At 70.7% G+C, this 19387-nt stretch carries 14 protein-coding genes; 2 read left to right on the forward strand and 12 right to left on the reverse strand.

All coding sequences use genetic code 11. The features are described 5' to 3' along the window. Positions 1-38 precede the first annotated feature (38 nt). From ABZ192_RS26915 to ABZ192_RS26970, 12 genes are all read right to left on the reverse strand, one after another. On the reverse strand, positions 39-1397 hold the full coding sequence (locus tag ABZ192_RS26915) for an inositol-3-phosphate synthase (RefSeq protein WP_356927030.1): 1359 nt from the start codon (positions 1395-1397) through the stop codon (positions 39-41). 86 nt (positions 1398-1483) lie between these two features. Beyond that, positions 1484-5206, reverse strand: coding sequence for a ThuA domain-containing protein (locus tag ABZ192_RS26920; RefSeq protein ID WP_356927031.1), 3723 nt, complete (start codon positions 5204-5206; stop codon positions 1484-1486). Between the two features lie 263 nt (positions 5207-5469). After that, positions 5470-6468 carry a sugar phosphate isomerase/epimerase family protein gene (locus ABZ192_RS26925; RefSeq protein WP_356927032.1) on the reverse strand — a complete coding sequence of 333 codons (999 nt, stop codon included), beginning with the start codon at positions 6466-6468 and terminating at the stop codon, positions 5470-5472. 14 nt (positions 6469-6482) lie between these two features. Then, entirely contained in the window at positions 6483-7694 is a 1212-nt protein-coding gene (locus ABZ192_RS26930; protein WP_356927080.1) for a Gfo/Idh/MocA family oxidoreductase, read from the reverse strand. A 59-nt stretch (positions 7695-7753) separates the two neighbouring features. Continuing rightward, entirely contained in the window at positions 7754-8800 is a 1047-nt protein-coding gene (locus tag ABZ192_RS26935; protein ID WP_356927033.1) for a substrate-binding domain-containing protein, read from the reverse strand. Between the two features lie 17 nt (positions 8801-8817). Continuing rightward, entirely contained in the window at positions 8818-9837 is a 1020-nt protein-coding gene (locus ABZ192_RS26940) for an ABC transporter permease (protein ID WP_356927034.1), read from the reverse strand. Beyond that, positions 9834-11351, reverse strand: a complete 1518-nt coding sequence (locus ABZ192_RS26945; protein ID WP_356927035.1) for a sugar ABC transporter ATP-binding protein — start codon at positions 11349-11351, stop codon at positions 9834-9836. Before ABZ192_RS26945 ends, ABZ192_RS26940 begins: the two co-directional genes overlap by 4 nt. Before the next feature lie 155 nt (positions 11352-11506). Beyond that, the gene (locus tag ABZ192_RS26950; protein ID WP_356927036.1) at positions 11507-12688 is read right to left on the reverse strand and encodes an ROK family transcriptional regulator; all 1182 of its coding nucleotides are present in this window, start codon (positions 12686-12688) and stop codon (positions 11507-11509) included. Positions 12689-12890: 202 nt separating this feature from the next. Beyond that, entirely contained in the window at positions 12891-13568 is a 678-nt protein-coding gene (locus ABZ192_RS26955; RefSeq protein WP_356927037.1) for a GntR family transcriptional regulator, read from the reverse strand. A gap of 160 nt (positions 13569-13728) precedes the next feature. Then, entirely contained in the window at positions 13729-14667 is a 939-nt protein-coding gene (locus ABZ192_RS26960; protein ID WP_356927038.1) for a beta-ketoacyl-ACP synthase III, read from the reverse strand. Positions 14668-14827: 160 nt separating this feature from the next. After that, on the reverse strand, positions 14828-14968 hold the full coding sequence (locus ABZ192_RS26965) for a hypothetical protein (protein ID WP_356927039.1): 141 nt from the start codon (positions 14966-14968) through the stop codon (positions 14828-14830). Then, on the reverse strand, positions 14937-16271 hold the full coding sequence (locus tag ABZ192_RS26970; RefSeq protein WP_356927040.1) for an OFA family MFS transporter: 1335 nt from the start codon (positions 16269-16271) through the stop codon (positions 14937-14939). The genes ABZ192_RS26965 and ABZ192_RS26970 overlap by 32 nt, the downstream gene beginning before the upstream one ends. Before the next feature lie 221 nt (positions 16272-16492). On the opposite strand from ABZ192_RS26970, the gene ABZ192_RS26975 reads away from it, so the two are divergent. After that, the gene (locus tag ABZ192_RS26975; protein ID WP_356927041.1) at positions 16493-17464 is read left to right on the forward strand and encodes a 2-dehydropantoate 2-reductase; all 972 of its coding nucleotides are present in this window, start codon (positions 16493-16495) and stop codon (positions 17462-17464) included. Further along, a complete protein-coding gene (locus ABZ192_RS26980; protein ID WP_356927042.1) occupies positions 17461-19386 on the forward strand; it encodes a molybdopterin-dependent oxidoreductase in 1926 nt (641 codons plus the stop codon). Before ABZ192_RS26975 ends, ABZ192_RS26980 begins: the two co-directional genes overlap by 4 nt. The last annotated feature ends 1 nt before the right edge of the window (position 19387 follow it).

The raw sequence follows: 19387 nt of genomic DNA on the forward strand, positions 1-19387 counted from the left end.
CGTGCTGCCCGAGGCTCCGCAAGGGCGTTCTCGCCACCTCACCGAAGGCCCTCCATCCCCTGGGCCGCGGGCCCGTGTCCGTGCTCGTGGGTGGGGGCGTACGCCCGGCCGAGCCCGCGGCCCTCATCCACGCCCTGCCGGAGACCCGCGCCCTGCCGGAGACCCGCGTCCGCACCTACCCCCTGCCGAAGACCCGCGCCCTCCCCCGACCCGGCCGGCCCCGACGGGCCTCCCGGCTCCGCCGGGCCTCCCCGCCCCGCCGGGCCCATCGCCCCCGCTCCCCTGAGGCTCCCGGCGAAGCCGACCAGTGCCTCGTACTGTTCGGACAGGGCCGACGGCGCGTCCCCCACCGGGTCCTTGAAGTAGAAGGCGAGGGCGTCGAGCGGGCCGGACAGGCCCGACTCGTGGGCCCGGGCGGTCAGGCGGGCCAGATCGAGGACGAGGGGGGCCGCCAGGGCGGAGTCGCAGCCCTGCCAGGTGGTCTGGAGGATCATGCGCGTGCCGAGGAAGCCGTCGAAGGCGATGTGGTCCCAGGCGGTCTTCCAGTCGCCGAGGGCAGGGACGTCGTCGATGTGGGTCTCGCCCTGGGGAGTGGTGCCGAGGGTGGCGGTGAGGACGCGTTCCTTGCCGGCGTTCTTGGCCGCCGCGGCGGCCGGGTCGGCCAGGGCGGCGCCGTCGCCGCCGCCGAGCAGGTTCGTGCCGGACCAGGCGCGGACGGTCAGGGCCCGCTGGGCGAACATCGGGCCCAGCACCGAGCGCAGGAGGGTCTGGCCGGTCTTGCCGTCGCGGCCGGCGTACGGCAGGCCGCTGCGTTCGGCCTCGCGGGCGGCGACGGGGTGGTGCATGCCCTCGGAGGGGGTGAAGTTGACGTAGGGGCAGCCCGCGCGCAGGGCCGCCAGCGCGTACAGGGTGCTGGCCGGCAGCGGGGCGTCGGGCCCCTGGCAGGCGGGTTCGGTGGAGGCGACGTTCACCACCACGGCCCGCTCCAGTTCATGGCGGTGGATGAAGTCGCGGATGTCGTCGGCGAAGGCCGTGATCAGTTCGGCCTCGCTCCTGGTGTCCCCCGGAGTGGGGCCACCGTGCCTGATCTCCCGGTCGGCGGCGGCGAGTTCGGCGGCGACCGCGGTGGCGATGCCCGGCGGGAGGACGCCGCCGGCGGTCAGGGTCTCGGCGCGTTTGGGCAGGGGGCAGTCGACGGTGTCGTGGCCCCCGAAGACGAGGTCGGACAGCGTGGGCAGACCACTGTCGGTGAACGCCGGTGTCTCGGTCACCATGCCGGTGGGCGGGTGCAGTCCCGCGGCGACGGCGGCGCACCCGGTGACGACGGTGGTGGCGACGGAGCCGCGGGCTCCGATCAGCCACACCCCCACACGCGGTCGGGAGAGGGACGCGGACATGTGCAGCCTCCTGATCGTGCGCGAACCCGGGGGGAGGGACGGGAGACGGCGGGCGGGGGTCCGGCGTCCCCCGCCCGCCGCCGCTCTCAGCCACCCGTGACGGGCAGTTCCTTCAACTGGATGTCGCGGAAGGAGACCTGGTCGTCGGCGCCATGGTTCTGGAGGCCGATGTAGCCGTCGGTCAGGCTCCGCTGGGGGTCCTTGTTGGTGAAGTCGTTGATCTTGACTCCGTTGAGGAACACCTGGAGGCGTTCGCCCTGGACCTTGATCTCGTAGGAGTTCCACTGGCCGGGCGGCCGCAGGACCTGGTCACGGGCCTTGATGTTCGCCGACTTGAACGAGTAGACGGAGCCCGTGGTGCGGTCGGCCGCGTCCGTGGCGTCGATCTGGATCTCGTAGCCCTTGTTCACCGCGGACCAGGGGTCGTCGGAGGCCGGGAAGCCCACGAAGATCCCGGAGTTGTCGTCGCCCCGCATCTTCCAGTCGAGCTTGAGGGAGTACGACTTCAGCTCCTTGGCCTGGTACCAGAGCAGGCCCATGCCGCCCTCGGTCTCCAGGGTGCCGTCCTTGACGTTGAACTTGCCGGGGCCGGCCTGCTTCCAGCCGTCCAGGGTCTGGCCGTTGAAGATCTTCCGGTAGTCCTTGCTCGGCTTGCAGTCCGCCTTCACCTGGCCGGTGGCGTACTTCAGGCCGCCGAGCAGATGGGCGCGGAAGGCCTCGTCGGCGTAGGACTCCTTGGTGTGGCCTCCGCCGGTGTAGAAGGACCGGCCGCCGCCGTAGCTCTGGCACCAGGCGATCGGGTGGTCACCCTTCATGTTCCCGCCCTGGTACGTCGTCTCGTCCAGGGTGGCGAGGACCTTGGCCTGCTCGCGCGGGTTGGTGCGGTAGTTGTACCACTCGTCGGTGCGCTCCCAGGCGTCGTCCAGGTGCGCGGTCGACGGGTGGTCGTGGTCCTCGACGCGGACGGTGGCCTTCTGGATGGCCGGGTGCGAGTCGAAGTAGGCGCCGACGAGGCCGCCGTAGAACTCCCAGTCGTACTCGGTGTCGGCGGCGGCGTGGATGCCCATGTAGCCGCCGCCGTTCTTCACGTAGTTCTCGAACGCCTGCTGCTGCTCGGCGTTGAGGACATCACCGGTGGTGGACAGGAAGGCGACCGCGTCGTACTTGGCGAGGTTGGCCGTGGTGAACTGCTTCGCCTCCTCGGTGGCGTCGACCGTGATGCCGGCCGGGCCGCCCAGTTCCTTCAGCGCGGCGATGCCGGCCGGGATGGAGTCGTGGCGGAAGCCGGCGGTCTTGGAGAAGACCAGGACCTTCTTGCCGCCCTTGAACGGCTCCTTGGAGAACTCGAAGTCGTCCACGTCGTACAGCGCGCCCTCGCCGCCCTTGAAGACCAGGTAGATGTCGGTGGTCTTCTTGGGGAGCGACCGCAGCGGCACGTCGACGTTCTGGAAGCTCTCCCAGCCGCCGGTCGGCGGAATGTACGCCGATCCGTGCAGCGGACCGTCGGGCGAGCCGGTGCGCAGCTCGATGAAGCCGCCAGCGCCGCCGGAGGAGGCCCGCACGGTCATCTTCTTCTGCCCGTCGAACCGGTAGGGGCTGAAGGAGATCCAGTCGCCGTCGTCGATGTCGCCAACGGTCTTGCCGCCGTTGGCGCCGGTCTTCTCGATGACCGACACGCCCGACTGGGTGGTGAAGTGCTCGCCCTGGCGGTGCAGCGGCTGGAGCACGGTGCGGGCGGTGCCGGTCAGGGCCTCCTGGCCGTTCGCCCCGCCGTCGGTGTAGCCGGCGCCGACGACGCCGTAGATGTCGGCGTTGGGGTCGTGGCCGCCGTCACCGGGGGGCGGCTTCAGGGTGCCCTCGCAGCCCATCTCGCTGGTCAGCTCGTGGGCGTGGGAGTCGTGGCCGAGGCTGTAGACGACCTTGACCTTGGAGCAGTCGACGGTCTCCTCTGGGTCGGTGACGGTCACCTTGAACGGGACGGGCTTGCCGAATTCGGCCAGGGTGCCGTTGCCGGGGACGTCGATCCGCACCTTGGGCTCGGTGTTGCCGACCACGATCCGGACGCTGGCGTTGCCAGTGTTGCCCTCGGGGTCCTTCGCGGTGAAGGTGGCGCTGTAGGTGCCGACCTTCTTGTACTTGTGGGTGAGGTTGAGGCCCTCGCCCTTGGTGCCGTCGCCGAAGTCCCAGCTGTAGGTGAGGTCCGGGGAGTCGGCGTCCTTGGCGGAGCCGGTGAACTTGACCTTCAGGCCGGCCGCGCCGGACGTCTTGTCGGCGCTCACCTCGGCGATCGGCGAGAAGCCGTCCTCGGCGTTCTCGATCCGGTAGAGCGCGGAGTTCTCGTCGCCCTGGAACCAGGAGACGCCGTAGTCGAGGACGTAGAGCGCGCCGTCGGGGCCGAACTCCATGTCCATGATCTGGGTGCCGGTCCACGGGAAGTCGTTGATCTTCGCCACGGAGCCGTCGTCGTTCTGCTCGATCCGCTTGATCCACCGGCGGCCGAACTCACCCGCGAAGAAGTCGCCGTCGTAGGCCTCGGGGAACTTCACGCTGGAGTCGAGCTCGGGGTCGTAGCGGTAGACCGGGCCGGCCATCGGTGACTCGGAGCCGGTGCCGAACTCGGGCACGGAGCCGTCGTCGTAGGGGATCCAGGCGGCCTGCGCGGGCGGCAGGTCGACCAGGCCGGTGTTGTACGGCGAGGTGTTCTTCGGGGCATCGCAGTCGAACTTCTCGCCGGACTCCTTGGTGGCGAAGTCGTAGTCGACGTAGGCGTCGTTGGCGCCGGTGCAGAAGGGCCAGCCGAAGTTGGCCGCCTTGGTCACCTTGGCGAACTCGACCTGTCCCGCCGGGCCGCGCTTGGGGTCGGCGGCGCCCGCGTCGGGGCCGTAGTCGCCGACGTACACGATGCCGGTCTTGTCGTCGACGCTCATCCGGAACGGGTTGCGGAAGCCCATCGCGTAGATCTCGGGCCGGGTCTTCTCGGCGCCGGGGGCGAAGAGGTTGCCCTCCGGGATGGTGTACGAGCCGTCCTCGGCGACCTTGATGCGGAGGATCTTGCCGCGCAGGTCGTTGGTGTTGGCCGAGCTGCGGCGGGCGTCGAAGGCCGGGTTGCGGTTCGGCCGGTCGTCGATCGGCGTGTAGCCGTCGGAGGCGAAGGGGTTGGTGTCGTCGCCGGTCGACAGGTAGAGGTTGCCGTCCGCGTCGAAGTCGATGTCGCCGCCGACGTGGCAGCAGGTGCCGCGGGAGGCCGCGACGTCGAGGACCTTCTTCTCGCTGGCCATGTTCAGCGTGCCGTTGGCGTTCAGCACGAAGCGGGACAGGCGGTTGACGCCGTCGAACTTCTTGAAGTCCTCGGCGGTGCCGGTCTCCGGGGCGTCGCCCGCGGGGGTGTCGAGCGGCGGGGCGTAGTAGAGGTAGATCGCCCGGTTGTTCTTGAAGTCCGGGTCGATGCCGACGCCCTGGAGGCCTTCCTCGTCGTGGCTGTAGACGGGGATCTTGCCGGCGACCTTGGTGACGCCGCCCTGGTCGGTGAGGCGCAGCGTGCCGTCGCGCGAGGTGTGCAGGACGCTGCGGTCCGGGAGCACGGCGAGCGACATCGGCTCGCCCGTCTCGGGTTCGCCCTTGGCGAGCGGCACCTGCTGGAACTGGCCCTCTGCGGCCGCCGGTACGTCCTGTCCCGCTTGGCCGGGTTGGGCTCCGGCGACGGTGGCCGGGGTTCCCACGGCGAGGAGCAGGCCGGTGAACAGGGCGACGGCGGTGCGCAGCCTGGGCCGCCTGGGGGTGCGGGTGTTTCCGGGTCTGGTTCTGTGCACGAAGTCCCTCCGGGAACGGGGTGGGCCGTACGGAACGGGTGCGAAGACGTGCGGTGCGGGCGCCGGGGTGCGCCGTCACCCCGGAGGTGCGTGTGTCCTGAACGCTTCAAGGAAGGTAACTGCGTCCGTCCGGGGCGAACACCCCTTGGATCGGGTTCGGTTGAGCTTTCTCCCCGCTCAGGACAAAGCGGGATCCGGGCAGGTCGGAGGGGGGGCCGGCGGTGGAACCGGTCCCCGTCCCCGACCTGCGGGGAGTGCGTGGTTCAGCTGTTGAACGCGGCGTCGAAGGACGCGCTGGGTGGTTCGAAGTCGAACGCCTTGAGGCGGGTCAGGGCCTCGGGGGCGCCCTGCAGCCGGTCCATGCCGGCGTCCTCCCACTCGACCGAGATCGGGCCCTGGTAGCCGATGGAGCGCAGCATCCGGAAGACGTCCTCCCAGGGGACGTCACCGTGCCCGGCGGAGACGAAGTCCCAGCCGCGCCTGGGGTCGCCCCAGGGCAGGTGGGAGCCGAGCCGGCCGTTGCGTCCGTCGAGGCGCTTGCGGGCCTCCTTGCAGTCGACGTGGTAGATGCGGTCGCGGAAGTCCCAGAGGAAGCCGACCGGGTCGAGGTCCTGCCACACGAAGTGCGAAGGGTCGAAGTTCAGGCCGAACGCGGGGCGGTTGCCGACGGCCTCCAGGGCGCGCTGCGTGGTCCAGTAGTCGTAGGCGATCTCGCTGGGGTGGACCTCGTGCGCGAACCGGACGCCCTCCGCGTCGAAGACGTCCAGGATCGGGTTCCAGCGGTCGGCGAAGTCCTGGTAGCCCCGCTCGATCATCGCGTCGGGGGCGGGCGGGAACATGGCGACCAGGTGCCAGATGGCGGAGCCGGTGAAGCCGATGACGGTGTCGACGCCGAAGGCGGCCGCGGCGCGGGCGGTGTCCCTCATGCGGTCCGCGGCCCGCTGCCGGACCCCTTCCGGGTCGCCGTCGCCCCAGATCTCTCCCGGCAGGATCGCCTGGTGGCGTTCGTCGATGATGGCGTCGCAGACGGCCTGTCCGACCAGGTGGTTGGAGATGGCCCAGCACTTGAGGCCGTACTTGTCGAGCAGGGCCCGGCGGCCGTCGAGATACCCGGGGTCGGAGAGTGCCTTGTCGACTTCGAAGTGGTCGCCCCAGCAGGCGAGTTCGAGCCCGTCGTAGCCGAAGTCGCGGGCGAGCCGGCAGACCTCCTCCAGCGGCAGGTCGGCCCACTGGCCGGTGAACAGAGTGAATGTGCGCGGCATGCGCGTCAGCCTCCTCAGACCGCGATCGGCGTGTAGACGGAGTTCTTCTCGGCACTCTCCTCCACGGCCGCGAGCACGCGCTGCACCTGGAGCCCGTCGGCGAAGGAGGGTTCGGGGCGGCGGCCCTCGGCGATGGCGTGGACGAGGTCGCGGGCCTGGTGGACGAAGGTGTGCTCGTAGCCGAGGCCGTGGCCCGGCGGCCACCAGGCGTCCAGGTAGGGGTGGTCGGGTTCGGTGACGAGGATGCGGCGGAAGCCGGCCTCCGCGCCGGGTTCGGTGCCGTCGTGGAAGGACAGTTCGTTGAGCCGTTCCAGGTCGAAGGCGAGCGAGCCGCTCTCCCCGTTGAGTTCGATGCGCAGGGCGTTCTTGCGGCCGGTGGCGTAGCGGGTGGCCTCGAAGGAGGCGAGGGCGCCGGAGGGGAAGCGGGCCGTGAACAGGGCGGCGTCGTCCACGGTGACCTCCCCCGTGCCGGCGGCCGAGACGGCGGACAGGCCGCTGGTGGCGCCGGTGGGCAGGGGCCGCTGCCGTACGAAGGTCTCCGTCAGCGCGGAGACGCCCGCCAGCCGCTCCCCCACCAGGTACTGCGCGAGGTCGATGATGTGCGCGCCGAGGTCGCCGAGCGAACCGGAGCCGGCCTGCTCCTTGCGCAGCCGCCAGGTCAGCGGGAACTGCGGGTCGACCAGCCAGTCCTGGAGGTACGTCACGCGCACGTGCCGCAGTGCGCCGAGGCGGCCCTCGGCGACCATGCGGCGGGCCTGGGCGGTGGCCGGGACCCGGCGGTAGTTGAAGCCGACCATCGCCACCTGCCCGCGCCGGTGGGCCTCTTCGGCGGCCCGCGCCATCGTGGTGGCTTCCTCGACGGTGTTGGCCAGCGGCTTCTCGCACAGGACGTGCTTGCCGGCCGCGAGGGCGGCCAGCGCGATCTCGGCGTGGCTGTCGCCGGGGGTGCAGATGTCGACGAGGTCGATGTCGTCGCGTTCGACGAGGGCGCGCCAGTCGGTCTCGGTGGACGCCCAGCCGTGGCGGTCGGCCGCCGCCCGTACGGCGGTGGCGTCCCGGCCGCAGATCGCGGTCTGCACGGGGTTCAGCGGCAGGTCGAAGACGCGGCCCGCGGTGCGCCAGCCCTGGGAGTGGGCGGCGCCCATGAAGGCGTAGCCGACCATTCCCACGCGCAGGGGTGGCTTGCCTGCCTCGGTCCCATCTGACTGCTGCTGCGGCTGTCCCATACGGGTGTCCTCCTCGTCCTGGTCGGGGTGGCGCACGTGGGGGGTGCGGGCGGAAGCGGTCACCGGAAGCCGGTGGGCATGTACTGGTCGACGTTGGTCTTGTCGACGACGGCCGAGTAGAGGGTGATGGACGCCGGGATCTCGAACTCGGCCATGCCGCCGATGCCCTTGCCCTGTCCGAGGGCGCGGGCGAGGTCGATCGCGGAGGCGGCCATGGTCGGCGGGTAGAGGACGGTCGCCTTCAGCACGCCGCTGTCCTGCTTGATGGCCTGGAAGGCGGACAGGGCGCCCGCGCCGCCGACCATCAGGAAGTCGTCGCGCCCGGCCTGCTCGATGGCGCGCAGCGCGCCCACGCCCTGGTCGTCGTCGTGGTTCCACAGCGCGTCGAACTTCGACTGGGCCTGGAGCAGCTGGGCCATCTTGGCCTGCCCGGACTCGACGGTGAACTCGGCGGCCTGGCGGGCGACCTTCTTGATGTTGGGGTAGTTCTTCAGGGCGTCGTCGAAGCCCTGGGTGCGCTGCTTGGTCAGCTCCAGGTTGTCCAGGCCGGCCAGCTCGATGACGCGGGCGCCGGACTTGCCCTTGAGCTTCTCGCCGATGTAGTGGCCGGCGTTGAGGCCCATGCCGTAGTTGTCGCCGCCGATCCAGCAGCGGTACGCCTGCGGGGTGTTGAAGATCCGGTCGAGGTTGACGACGGGGATGCCCGCGCGCATCGCCTTCAGCCCGACCTGGGTGAGGGCCTTGCCGTCGGCGGGGAGCACGACCAGGACGTCGACCTTCTTGTTGATGAGGGTCTCGATCTGGCCGATCTGCTGGGCGGTGTCGTTGGAGCCCTCGGTGATCTCCAGGGTGACGTCGGAGTACTTCTCGGCCCGCTTCTTGGCGTTGTCGTTGATGGCGTTGAGCCAGCCGTGGTCGGCCTGCGGTCCGGCGAAACCGATGGTGACCTGCTTGCCGGGCTTGTCGTCAGCGGCGGGCTGGTCGTTCCCGGCCGGCTCGTCCTTGGAGTCGGAGGGCTCGTTGCTCGTGCACCCCGTGAGGAGGGCACCGGCGGAGACGGCGGCGGCTCCGAAGAGCAGTCCTCTGCGGCTCGTGATCTCGGTCATGGCGGTGAACCCTTTCCTCAGGTCGTGCTCGCGGTACGGCGCTGGACCAGCACGGCGGCGACGATGATCGCGCCCTTGGCGATCTGCTGGACGTCGCTCTGCAGGTTGTTCAGGGCGAAGATGTTGGTGATCGTGGTGAAGATCAGGACGCCGAGCACGGAGCCGGTGATGGTGCCCCGGCCGCCGGTCAGGAGGGTGCCGCCGATGATCGCGGCGGCGATGGCGTCGAGTTCGTAGAGGTTGCCGTTGGTGTTCTGTCCGGAGCCGGACAGGACGATCAGCAGGAAGGCGGCGATGCCGCAGCACAGCCCGGACAGCAGGTAGAGGTAGAGCCGCTGGCGGCGGACGTCGATGCCGGCGAGCCGGGCGGCCTCCGGGTTGCCGCCGACGGCGACCGTGCGGCGGCCGAAGGTGGTGCGGTTGAGCACCAGCCAGCCGATGACGGTGACGACCGCGAAGACCAGCACCAGGGGCGGGATGCCGAGGACGTAGGCGTCGCGTTCGCCCAGGTCGAGGACGGAGGGCACGGTCACGATCTGCGTCTTGCCGTCGGTGATCTGCAGGGAGAGGCCGCGGGCGGAGGCCAGCATGGCGAGGGTGGCGATGAAGGGCACCATGGCGCCGTAGGCGATGAGTACCCCGTTGACCAGGCCGCAGCCAACTCCGACGACGACCGCCGTGAAGAGGATGCCGGCGAAGCCGTACTCCTGGGTGGCCACCGTGGTCGCCCACACCGAGGCGAGGGCGACGATGGCGCCGACCGACAGGTCGATGCCGCCGGAGACGATGACGAAGGTCATGCCGACGGTGACGACACCGATCACGGACGCCTGGGTGAGGACGAGTTGCAGGTTGCGGGTGTCGAGGAACTCGTCGGGCTTGGTGATGCCGCCGATGAGGATCAGCACGGCGAGCACACCGAGCAGGGACAGGGTGCGGACGTCGGTGCGGGCCAGCAGGCCGCGCCAGGCCGTGGGCCGGTCCTGGGGCACCTTGTCGGTGATGCTGTCCCGCGGCGGGGAGACGGGCTGCGTCATGACGCCGGACTTCCTTCCATGACCAGGTCGAGTACGCGGTGTTCGTCGAGTTCGCGCGCGGGTGCCGTGTGGACGACACGGCCCTCGCGCAGCACCAGGACGCGGTCGGCGAGGCCGAGCACCTCGGGCACCTCGCTGGAGACCAGCAGCACGGCGAGGCCTTCGTCGGCCAGCCGGCGGACGACCGCGTAGAGCTCGGCGCGGGCGCCGACGTCGACACCGCGGGTGGGTTCGTCGAGCAGCAGCACCTTGCAGCCGCGCAGCAGCCAGCGGGCCAGGACGGCTTTCTGCTGGTTGCCGCCGGACAGGGTGCGCACCGGCACGGACGGGTTGTCGGGCCTGAGCGACAGTTCGCGGGTCGCGGCGCGGGCGGCGCCGAGTTCGGCGCCCCGGTCGATCCAGCCGCCGCGCGAGAAGCGGGACATGGAGGAGACCGACACGTTGCGGGTGACGGACTCCAGCATCAGCAGGGCCTGCGCCTTGCGTTCCTCCGGGGCGAGCCCGAGTCCGGCCCGGACCGCGGCCCGGACGCTGCCGGGCTTCAACGGCTTGCCGTCGACCAGCACCTGACCGGACGTCGGTTTCCTGGCGCCGTAGACGGTCTCCAGGATCTCGGAGCGGCCCGAGCCGACGAGTCCGGCCAGGCCCACGATCTCGCCCGGCCGTACCTCCAGGTCGAGGGGCTCGAACTCCCCTTGCCGCGACAGCCCTTGGACCTTCAGCACGGGTTCGCCGGGCGGCGGGGAGGCGGGGCGGTCGGGGAAGACGTACTCGACGTTGCGGCCCGTCATCAGGGCGACGACCTCGCGGGTGGGGGTCGTCTTCGCCGGCAGTCCGTTCGCCACGGCCCGCCCGTCCTTGAGCACGGTCACCCGGTCGCCGATGCGCCGGATCTCCTCCAGGCGGTGCGAGATGTAGACGACGGCGACACCGGCGGCGGTGAGGGCGCCGACGATGCGGAAGAGGTTGTCGACCTCGTCGGGGTCGAGGGCGGCGGACGGCTCGTCCATCACGATGAGCCGCACGTCGTGGGAGAGCGCCCGGGCCATGGACACGATCTGCTGCTGCGCAGCGGACAACTCCCCGACGAGCCGGGCCGGATCGATCTCCGCGTGTCCGAGTCGCTTGAGCAGAGCGGCCGTCGACTCCTTGGCGGCCTTCCCGCGGACGACGAAACCGGCGGCGGTCGGCTCGTGGCCCAGGTGGACGTTCTCGGCGACCGACAGGTGCTCCACCAGGTCGAGTTCCTGGTAGATGGTCGCGATGCCGAGCCGCATGGCGGCGATCGGCGAGCGGAGTGTGACCTGCTCGCCGCGCCAGCGGATCTCGCCGGTGTCGGGCTGGTGGGCGCCGGCCAGGACCTTGATAAGGGTCGATTTCCCGGCGCCGTTCTGGCCGAGCAGACAGTGCACCTCGCCGGCCTGGACGTCGAGATCGACGCCGTCGAGGGCCCGGACTCCGGGGAACGACTTGGTGATGCCGGACATGCTGAGCAGCGGTGGTTCTGGTGCCATGCGAATTCCCCTTGGCGGGCGTGCGGGCCGGTTGCAGGGCAGGGCAAAGCAGAGCGCGGTGCTGGTACGCCGTACTGAACTGAGCGCTTACGCGAGTGAGAAGCCGTACTGAACTGAGCGCTTACGCGAGTGAGAAGCCGTACCGAACTGAGTGCTTACGCGGGTGAGAACAGGTGATCGCTGATGAGCCGGGCCGCGCCGGTGACTCCGGCGGCCGGTCCCAACTCGCCCAGGACGATGGGCAGGTTGCCCGTCGCCAGCGGCAGCGACTGGCGGTAGACCTGGGTGCGGATCGCGGCGAGCAGGGTGTGGCCGAGGCCGGTCACCCCGCCGCCGATCACCACCAGGCCCGGGTTGAAGAAGCTGACCAGGCCGGCGATGACCTGGCCGGTGCGGTTGCCGCCCTCGCGGATCAGGTCGAGTGCGGTGGCGTCGCCCGCGGCGGCCGCGGCGGCTACGTCGACGGCCGTGAGCCCGCCGCCTGTCTCCAGCCGCGAGGCCAGTTCGGCGGAGAGCCCCTGCTGGGCGGCCTCCGTGGCGTCCCGGGCGAGGGCCGCCCCGCTGAAGTGGGCCTCCAGGCAGCCCCGGTTGCCGCAGGCGCAGGGACGGCCGTCGGGCACGGCCTGGATGTGCCCGATGTCGCCGGCGCTGCCCGTCGTACCGCGGTAGACCTCACCGCCGACGACGATGCCGCAGCCGATGCCCGTGCCGATCTTGACGCAGAGGAAGTCGGCGACGGTGCGGGCGACGCCCGCGTGCTGCTCCCCCATCGCCATGAGGTTCACGTCGTTGTCGACCATGACCGGGCAGCCGAGTTCCTGGCTGAGCGCCTCCCGCACGGGGAAGCCGTCCCAGCCCGGCATGATCGGCGGGGCCACCGGAATGCCCTCGGGGAAGCGGACCGGGCCCGGGACGCCGATGCCGGCGCCGTCGAACCCCTCCGCGAGCCCCGAGGCCTTCAACTTGGCGGCCATGGCCAGGACTTGCTCGAAGACCGCGACCGGGCCCTCGCGCACGTCCATGGGGTGGTTGAGGTGCCCGAGCGTCTCCAGTTCGGCGTTGGTGACGGCGACGTCGACCGAGGTCGCGCCGATGTCGACGCCGAGGAAGCGCAGCCCGGGGTTGAGCCGGATGTTGTGGGAGCGGCGGCCGCCGCGCGAGGCGGCGAGTCCGTCGGCCACGACCAGCCCCGTCTCCAGCAGCCGGTCCACCTCCACGGCGAGCTTGGACCGCGAGAGGTCGACCTGGTCGCCCAGCTGGGCACGGGAGTTGGGGCCGCCGTCGCGCAGCAGCTTGAGCAGTCGGGCCTGGTGGGCGTTCCCGGGTCGTGCGGTCATACGTCTCACGAGCCCCTCCCCGCCTCAATCGGCCTGTGCGCGCCGGTTTTCCGCCACATCAGTGGCTTGCTTTCGGAGGGAACGTAGCAGCGGCTGCCGAAGGTGGGAAGAAGTCACGCAGGAATTGCCCTCTACTTTTTCCACTCACAGGACAAAGGCGAGGGGTGCGAGCTCAGACGGGACTAGCCCCGCCGGCTGAGGCCTACGAGCGCTCCCGCGCGTGGTACGAGCGCCTCGTGTGCTCGGTGTGTTCGCGCATCAGGTGCGTGGCCCGCTGTTCGTCGCGCTCGGTGATCGCGGCGATGAGTGCGCGGTGCTCGATCCAGGACTGGTGGCCCCGCTGGCGGGCGACCGGCGTGTAGTACCAGCGGACGCGGCGGTCGACCTGGGCGGCCAGTTCGGCGAGGACGGCGTTGCCGGCGAGCTCCATGATCTTCGCGTGGAAGCGGGCGTTCATGGCGACGGCCCCGTCCACGTCGTCCGCCTCGACGGCCTTCTCACCCTCCGTGCACAGCGCTTCCAGCGCCGCGATGCCGGCGCTGTCCGCGCCCGCCGCGGCGAGCCGGGCCGCCTCGGCCTCCAGGAGCGTACGGACCGTGAGGAGCTGGTCGGCCTCCTCCTCCGTCGGCTCGTGCACGAACGCGCCCTGGGCGGGCCGCAGATCGACCCACCCCTCGGTGTTGAGCCGCTGCAACGCCTCGCGCACCGGCTGCCGGGAGACCCCCAGATGCCCGGCGAGTTCGCTCTCCACGAGGTGCTGACCGGGCTGGAGGGCACGGGTGGTGATGAGTTCGAGCAGCGCCTCGTAGACACGGTCGCGCAGCGGACCCGGGCGTTCCAGCTTGGGTACCGCCCCCTGGGGCAGTCCTGTCGACAGCATCGCGGTCCCCCTCCTCGGCAGGGCCGTGCACAGCGCGGCGGAAGCCGGTGTAGCCGTGGCGTCAGTATTGATTGTCTTTCGTCTACAGTCTACGGCGCACAACAGCCAGGGTTACGGACAGTTGACCGCGTCACACCGCGACGCGGGCTCGGACGCGGACTCAGGGGCAGCGGACGACCTGCCCGGCGTACGACAGGTTCCCGCCGAAGCCGAACAGCAGGACCGGGTCGTCCGTGGCGATCGCACCCTGTTCGACCAGCTTGGACAGGGCGAGCGGGATGCTCGCGGCCGACGTGTTGCCGGACTCCGTGACATCGCGCGCGACGACCGCGTTCACGGCGCCGATCTTCTCCGCGAGGGGTTCGATGATGCGCAGATTGGCCTGATGCAGTACGACCGCCGCGAGGTCCGCCGGCTCCAGTCCGGCCCGCTCGCACGCCCGCCGCGCGATGGGCGGCAGTTGCGTCGTCGCCCAGCGGTAGACGCTCTGCCCCTCCTGCGCGAAACGCGGCGGCGTGCCCTCGATCCGCACGGCGTTGCCCATCTCGGGCACCGAACCCCACAGCACCGGTCCGATGGCGGTCTCGTCGGCCGCCTCCACGACCGCGGCGCCGGCCCCGTCGCCGACGAGCACGCACGTCGTGCGGTCGCTCCAGTCGGTCACCTCGGACATCTTGTCGGCCCCGATGACCAGGGCCCGGCTCGCGCCCCCCGCGCGGACGGCGTGGTCGGCGGTGGCCAGGGCGTGGGTGAACCCGGCGCACACCACGTTGAGGTCCATGGTGGCGGCCTGCGGGATGCCGAGGCGGGCCGCGACCCGGGCGGCGGTGTTGGGCGAGCGGTCGATGGCGGTGGAGGTGGCGACCAGCACCAGGTCGATGTCGGCGGGGGTCAGCCCGGCCGCCGCGAGGGCCTTGGCGGCGGCGTGGGCGGCCAGCTCGTCGACGGGTTCGTCGGGGCCGGCGATGTGGCGGGTGCGGATGCCCACGCGGCTCCTGATCCACTCGTCACTGGTGTCGACCAGGCCCGCCAGGTCCTCGTTGGTGAGCACCTTGGCGGGCTGGTAGTGGCCGACGGCGGCGATGCGCGAGCCGATCATGTGGATGGTCCCCCTCGTTGGAACTTGGGTAGCGGGATCCACCAGTCTGATCAGTGACTCGCCGGTACGACGGCGGGCAAGGTGACAGGAAACAGGTGCCCGCGTTGTCAGCTTCGGTCAGGACTTCGGGCGACCGAGCACCTGTCACCTGACCCGCTGCCTAGCCGGTGAACAGCTGGGTCGCCTTGCGGACCAGCTCGTACAGGCCGTAGGCGAGTGGCAGGCCCACCCATACCCAGGCGAAGGCGATCAGCCACCGCCGGTCCGTGCTAGGCGGACTCTGACTGCTGTCGCTGGACATGCGCGGCCTCCTTCGGTGCCGGGATGTGATGGCGCGGGTGGACGGGCCGGACGAGTTCGTTGGCGACGAAGCCGGCGACGAGCAGCCCGATCATGATGACGAACGACAGCCCGTACAGGGACGCGCCGTGCCGGCCGGCCTCCTCCTGCCGGTCGGCGATCCAGTTGACGATGAGCGGCCCGAGCACACCCGCCGTGGACCAGGCGGTGAGCAGCCGCCCGTGGATGGCACCGACCTGGTACGTGCCGAACAGGTCCTTCAGGTACGCCGGTACGGTCGCGAAGCCGCCGCCGTAGAAGGACAGGATCACCAGTGCGCACAGGACGAACAGCGGTTTGGAGGAATCGCCGAACAGGGCGATGAGCGCGTACATCAGCGCACCGACGCCCAGGTAGACGCGGTAGATGTTCTTGCGGCCGATCAGGTCGGACGTCGAGGACCAGCCGATGCGTCCCGCCATGTTCGCCGCCGACAGCAGCGCGACGAAGCCCGCGGCGGCCGTCACCGACACGGGCGTGGAGGAGTCCGCGAAGAAGTCCGTGATCATCGGGGCGGCCTTCTCCAGGATGCCGATGCCCGCGGTGACGTTCATGCAGAGCACGATCCACAGGCACCAGAACTGCGGCGTGCGGATGGCTTGGTTCGCGGAGACCTGCGGGCCGGTGGGGGCCGGTCGCGCAGTTCCCCGCGCCCCTGGGGCACTGCTCGGAACCCGGACCAGAAGCACACCCAGCAGCATGAACACGGCGTACGTCAGCCCGTGCACCAGGAAGGCCAGGGCGATCCCGGAGCTGTCGGCGCCGAACGACTCCAGCATCTGCGCGGACCACGGCGAGGCGATGAGCGCGCCGCCACCGAAGCCCATGATGGCGATGCCGGTGGCCATGCCGGGCCGGTCCGGGAACCACTTGATCAGGGTGGAGACGGGCGAGATGTAGCCGATGCCGAGGCCGATGCCGCCGACGAAGCCGTAGCCGAGGACGATCAGCCAGTACTGCTCCAAGGACGCGCCCAGCGCGGAGAGCAGGAAGCCGGACGAGAAGCAGACCAGGGCGACGGTCATCGCCCAGCGCGGCCCGTTGCGCTCGACGAGCGTGCCGCCGAACGCGGCGGACAGGCCCAGCATGACGATGCCCAGCTGGAAGGGCAGCGCGCTCTGCGTGCCGCTGAGGCCGAGTGCGGACTCCAGGGGCGGCTTGAACACGCTCCAGGCATAGGCCTGGCCGATGGAGAGATGGACGGAGAGAGCGGCGGGCGGGACAAGCCAGCGGCTCCAGCCCGGGGGCGCGACTGGGGGACTCATGAACCCGGAACCGTAGGCATGGGCAGGGGAGTTGAGAAGGCGGCGCATCGAGTATGCGGTGAGCGGTATCCAACATGCGCCGAACGGTCACCGCACGGACCCTTGCTGACCCAACGTCCATACTGTAGACAATATTCCGTCGACACAAGCTGACACCGGCCGTGAGCCGGCCACTCGGCAGTCACCTCCGCGGTATCCCTCAAACCGAACGGAGTGTTCCCGTGAAAGTCGCAGTTCTCGGCGCCGGTGCCATCGGCGCCTACGTCGGCGCCGCGCTCCACCGCGCGGGCGCCGAGGTGCATCTCATCGCCCGTGGACCGCATCTGGCGGCCATGAGGCAGCACGGAGTCCGGGTGCGCAGCCCGCGCGGCGACTTCACCGCGCACCCCCACGCGACCGACGACCCGGCCGAAGTCGGCCCGGTCGACTACGTCTTCCTCGGCCTGAAGGCCAACGCGTACGCGGCGTGCGGGCCGCTGATCGCGCCGCTGCTGGGCGACACGACGGCGGTCGTGGCCGCCCAGAACGGCATCCCCTGGTGGTACTTCCACCGGCACGGCGGCCCCTACGACGGCCACCGGATCGAGAGCGTGGACCCGGACGGCGCGGTCAGTGCGGTGCTCGCGCCCGAACGGGCCGTCGGATGCGTCGTCTACGCGGCGACCGAGCTGGAAGGACCGGGCCTCGTCCGGCACTTGGAGGGCACGCGGTTCTCGATCGGCGAGCCCGACCGCAGCGTGTCCCCGCGGTGCGTGGCGCTCAGCGAGGCCATGCAGGCCGGCGGGCTGAAGTGCCCGGTCGAACCGGACCTCCGCAACGACATCTGGCTCAAGCTGCTCGGCAACATCTCCTTCAACCCGATCAGCGCGCTGGCCCGCGCGACCATGCGGCAGATGTGCCTGCACGGCGGCACCCGCAAGGTCATCGAGATCATGATGACCGAGACGCTCGCGGTCGCGAACGCCCTCGGCTGCGAGGTCGGCGTCTCCATCGAGCGCCGGCTCGCGGGCGCCGAGCGGGTCGGCGACCACCGCACCTCCACGCTCCAGGACCTGGAGCGCGGCAAACCGCTCGAACTCGACGTTCTCCTCGCGGCAGTCGTCGAGTTGGCGGACATCACCGGCGTGGAGGTGCCCACCCTGCGCACCGTGCACGCCATCTCGGACCTGCTCGCGCTGAGGAGCGCCGCATGAGCAAACGCGACCGAACCCCGAAGACCTACACACGGCTCACCCATCCGCTGGTGAGGGACTCGCGTGACGAGCCCTTCCGCCGGGCCACCTGGGAGGAGGCCCTGGACCGGGCCGCCCGGGGACTGGCGCGCAACCGGGGCGCGTTCGGGATGTTCTCCTGCGCCCGGGCCACGAACGAGATGAACTACGTGGCCCAGAAGTTCGCCCGGGTCGTCATGGGCACCAACAACGTCGACTCCTGCAACCGCACCTGCCACGCGCCGAGCGTGGCGGGCCTGTCGGCGGCGTTCGGCTCGGGCGGCGGGACGTCGTCGTACGAGGAGATCGAGCACACCGACGTCATCGTGATGTGGGGCTCCAACGCCCGCTTCGCGCACCCGATCTTCTTCCAGCACGTGCTGAAGGGGATCAGGAACGGCGCCCGGATGTACGCGGTCGACCCGCGCCGGACGTCGACCGCCGAGTGGGCGGAGAGCTGGCTCGGCCTCAACGTCGGCACCGACATCCCGATGGCGCACGCGATCGGCCGCGAGATCATCCACGCGGGCCTGGCGAACGAGGCGTTCATCGCGCGGGCGACCACCGGCTTCGAGGAGTACCGGGCGTTGGTCGAGCCGTGGACGCTGTCGCTCGCCGAGAAGGTGACGGGCGTTCCGGCCGCCGCCATCCGCGAGCTGGCGCACGCCTACGCCCGCGCCGAGCGGGCCCAGCTGTGCTGGACCCTCGGCATCACCGAGCACCACAACGGCACCGACAACGTCCGCGCCCTGATCAACCTGTCCCTGCTCACCGGGCACGTCGGCCGCTACGGCTCCGGCCTGCAACCCCTGCGCGGGCAGAACAACGTGCAGGGCGGCGGCGACATGGGCGCGATCCCCAACCGCCTGCCCGGCTTCCAGGACATCCTCGACCCGGACACCCGGCTGAAGTTCGAGTCCGCCTGGGACACCGTCATCCAGCCGCACTACGGCCTGAACCTCACGGAGATGTTCGAGGCCATGGAGGACGGCGCCCTCAAGGCCGTCTACTGCATCGGCGAGAACCCCGCCCAGTCGGAGGCCGACAGCGAGCAGGCCGTACGGCGGCTCCAGGCGCTCGACTTCCTGGTCGTGCAGGACATCTTCCTGACCAAGACGGCCGAGCTCGCGGACGTCGTCCTGCCCGCCACGGCCGGCTGGGCGGAGACCGAGGGGACGACCACCAACAGCGAGCGACGGGTGCAGCGCGTCCGCAAGGCCGTCACCCCGCCCGGCGAGGCCCGCGAGGACATCGACATCCTGTGTGACCTCGCGGCCCGCCTCGGCCACGACTGGAAGTACGCCGACGCCGAGACCGTGTGGAACGAGCTCCGGTCGGTCTCGCCCGACCACTACGGCATGACGTACGAGCGCCTGGAGGAGCACCAGGGCATCCAGTGGCCGTGCCCCAGCACCGACGGGATCGAACCGACTTATCTGCACGGCCGGTTGTGGGAGTCCGACCCCGCCGAGCGCGGCCGGCTCGCGCCCTTCGGGATCGTGCAGCACGACCCGCCCGTGGACCTCACCGACGAGGAGTACCCGATCCGGCTCACCACCGGGCGGCGCCTCGACTCGTACAACACCGGGGTGCAGAGCGGCGGTTACGCCTCGCCGCTGCGGCGCGGCGAGTACATCGAGCTGAGCCCGGAGGACGCCGAGCGCTACGGCGTGGTGGTCGGCGAGCAGGTGCAGGTCACCTCGCGGCGCGGGTCGGTGACCGCGCCCGTGTGGGTGGACCCCGCGCTGCGGTCCGGGCTCGCCTTCATGACCATGCACTTCCCCGACGAGGTGGACACCAACGCGCTGACGATCGAGGCGAACTGCCCGATCGCGGGGACGGCGGAGTTCAAGGCGTCGGCGATCCGGATCGAGAAGCTGCCCATCGCGACCATCGTGGGGTGAC

The sequence above is a fragment of the Streptomyces sp. NPDC006235 genome, assembly GCF_040613735.1.
In the GTDB taxonomy this organism is placed as follows: domain Bacteria; phylum Actinomycetota; class Actinomycetes; order Streptomycetales; family Streptomycetaceae; genus Streptomyces.

Bases quoted from the DNA above. Each gene is read 5' to 3' on its own strand.
- ABZ192_RS26955 (WP_356927037.1), bottom strand. From the start codon at position 13,568: ATGCTGTCGACAGGACTGCCCCAGGGGGCGGTACCCAAGCTGGAACGC.
- ABZ192_RS26930 (WP_356927080.1), bottom strand. From the start codon at position 7,694: ATGGGACAGCCGCAGCAGCAGTCAGATGGGACCGAGGCAGGCAAGCCA.
- ABZ192_RS26935 (WP_356927033.1), bottom strand. From the start codon at position 8,800: ATGACCGAGATCACGAGCCGCAGAGGACTGCTCTTCGGAGCCGCCGCC.
- ABZ192_RS26960 (WP_356927038.1), bottom strand. From the start codon at position 14,667: ATGATCGGCTCGCGCATCGCCGCCGTCGGCCACTACCAGCCCGCCAAG.
- ABZ192_RS26940 (WP_356927034.1), bottom strand. From the start codon at position 9,837: ATGACGCAGCCCGTCTCCCCGCCGCGGGACAGCATCACCGACAAGGTG.
- ABZ192_RS26915 (WP_356927030.1), bottom strand. From the start codon at position 1,397: ATGTCCGCGTCCCTCTCCCGACCGCGTGTGGGGGTGTGGCTGATCGGA.
- ABZ192_RS26945 (WP_356927035.1), bottom strand. From the start codon at position 11,351: ATGGCACCAGAACCACCGCTGCTCAGCATGTCCGGCATCACCAAGTCG.
- ABZ192_RS26965 (WP_356927039.1), bottom strand. From the start codon at position 14,968: ATGTCCAGCGACAGCAGTCAGAGTCCGCCTAGCACGGACCGGCGGTGG.
- ABZ192_RS26970 (WP_356927040.1), bottom strand. From the start codon at position 16,271: ATGAGTCCCCCAGTCGCGCCCCCGGGCTGGAGCCGCTGGCTTGTCCCG.
- ABZ192_RS26980 (WP_356927042.1), top strand. From the start codon at position 17,461: ATGAGCAAACGCGACCGAACCCCGAAGACCTACACACGGCTCACCCAT.
- ABZ192_RS26950 (WP_356927036.1), bottom strand. From the start codon at position 12,688: ATGACCGCACGACCCGGGAACGCCCACCAGGCCCGACTGCTCAAGCTG.
- ABZ192_RS26925 (WP_356927032.1), bottom strand. From the start codon at position 6,468: ATGCCGCGCACATTCACTCTGTTCACCGGCCAGTGGGCCGACCTGCCG.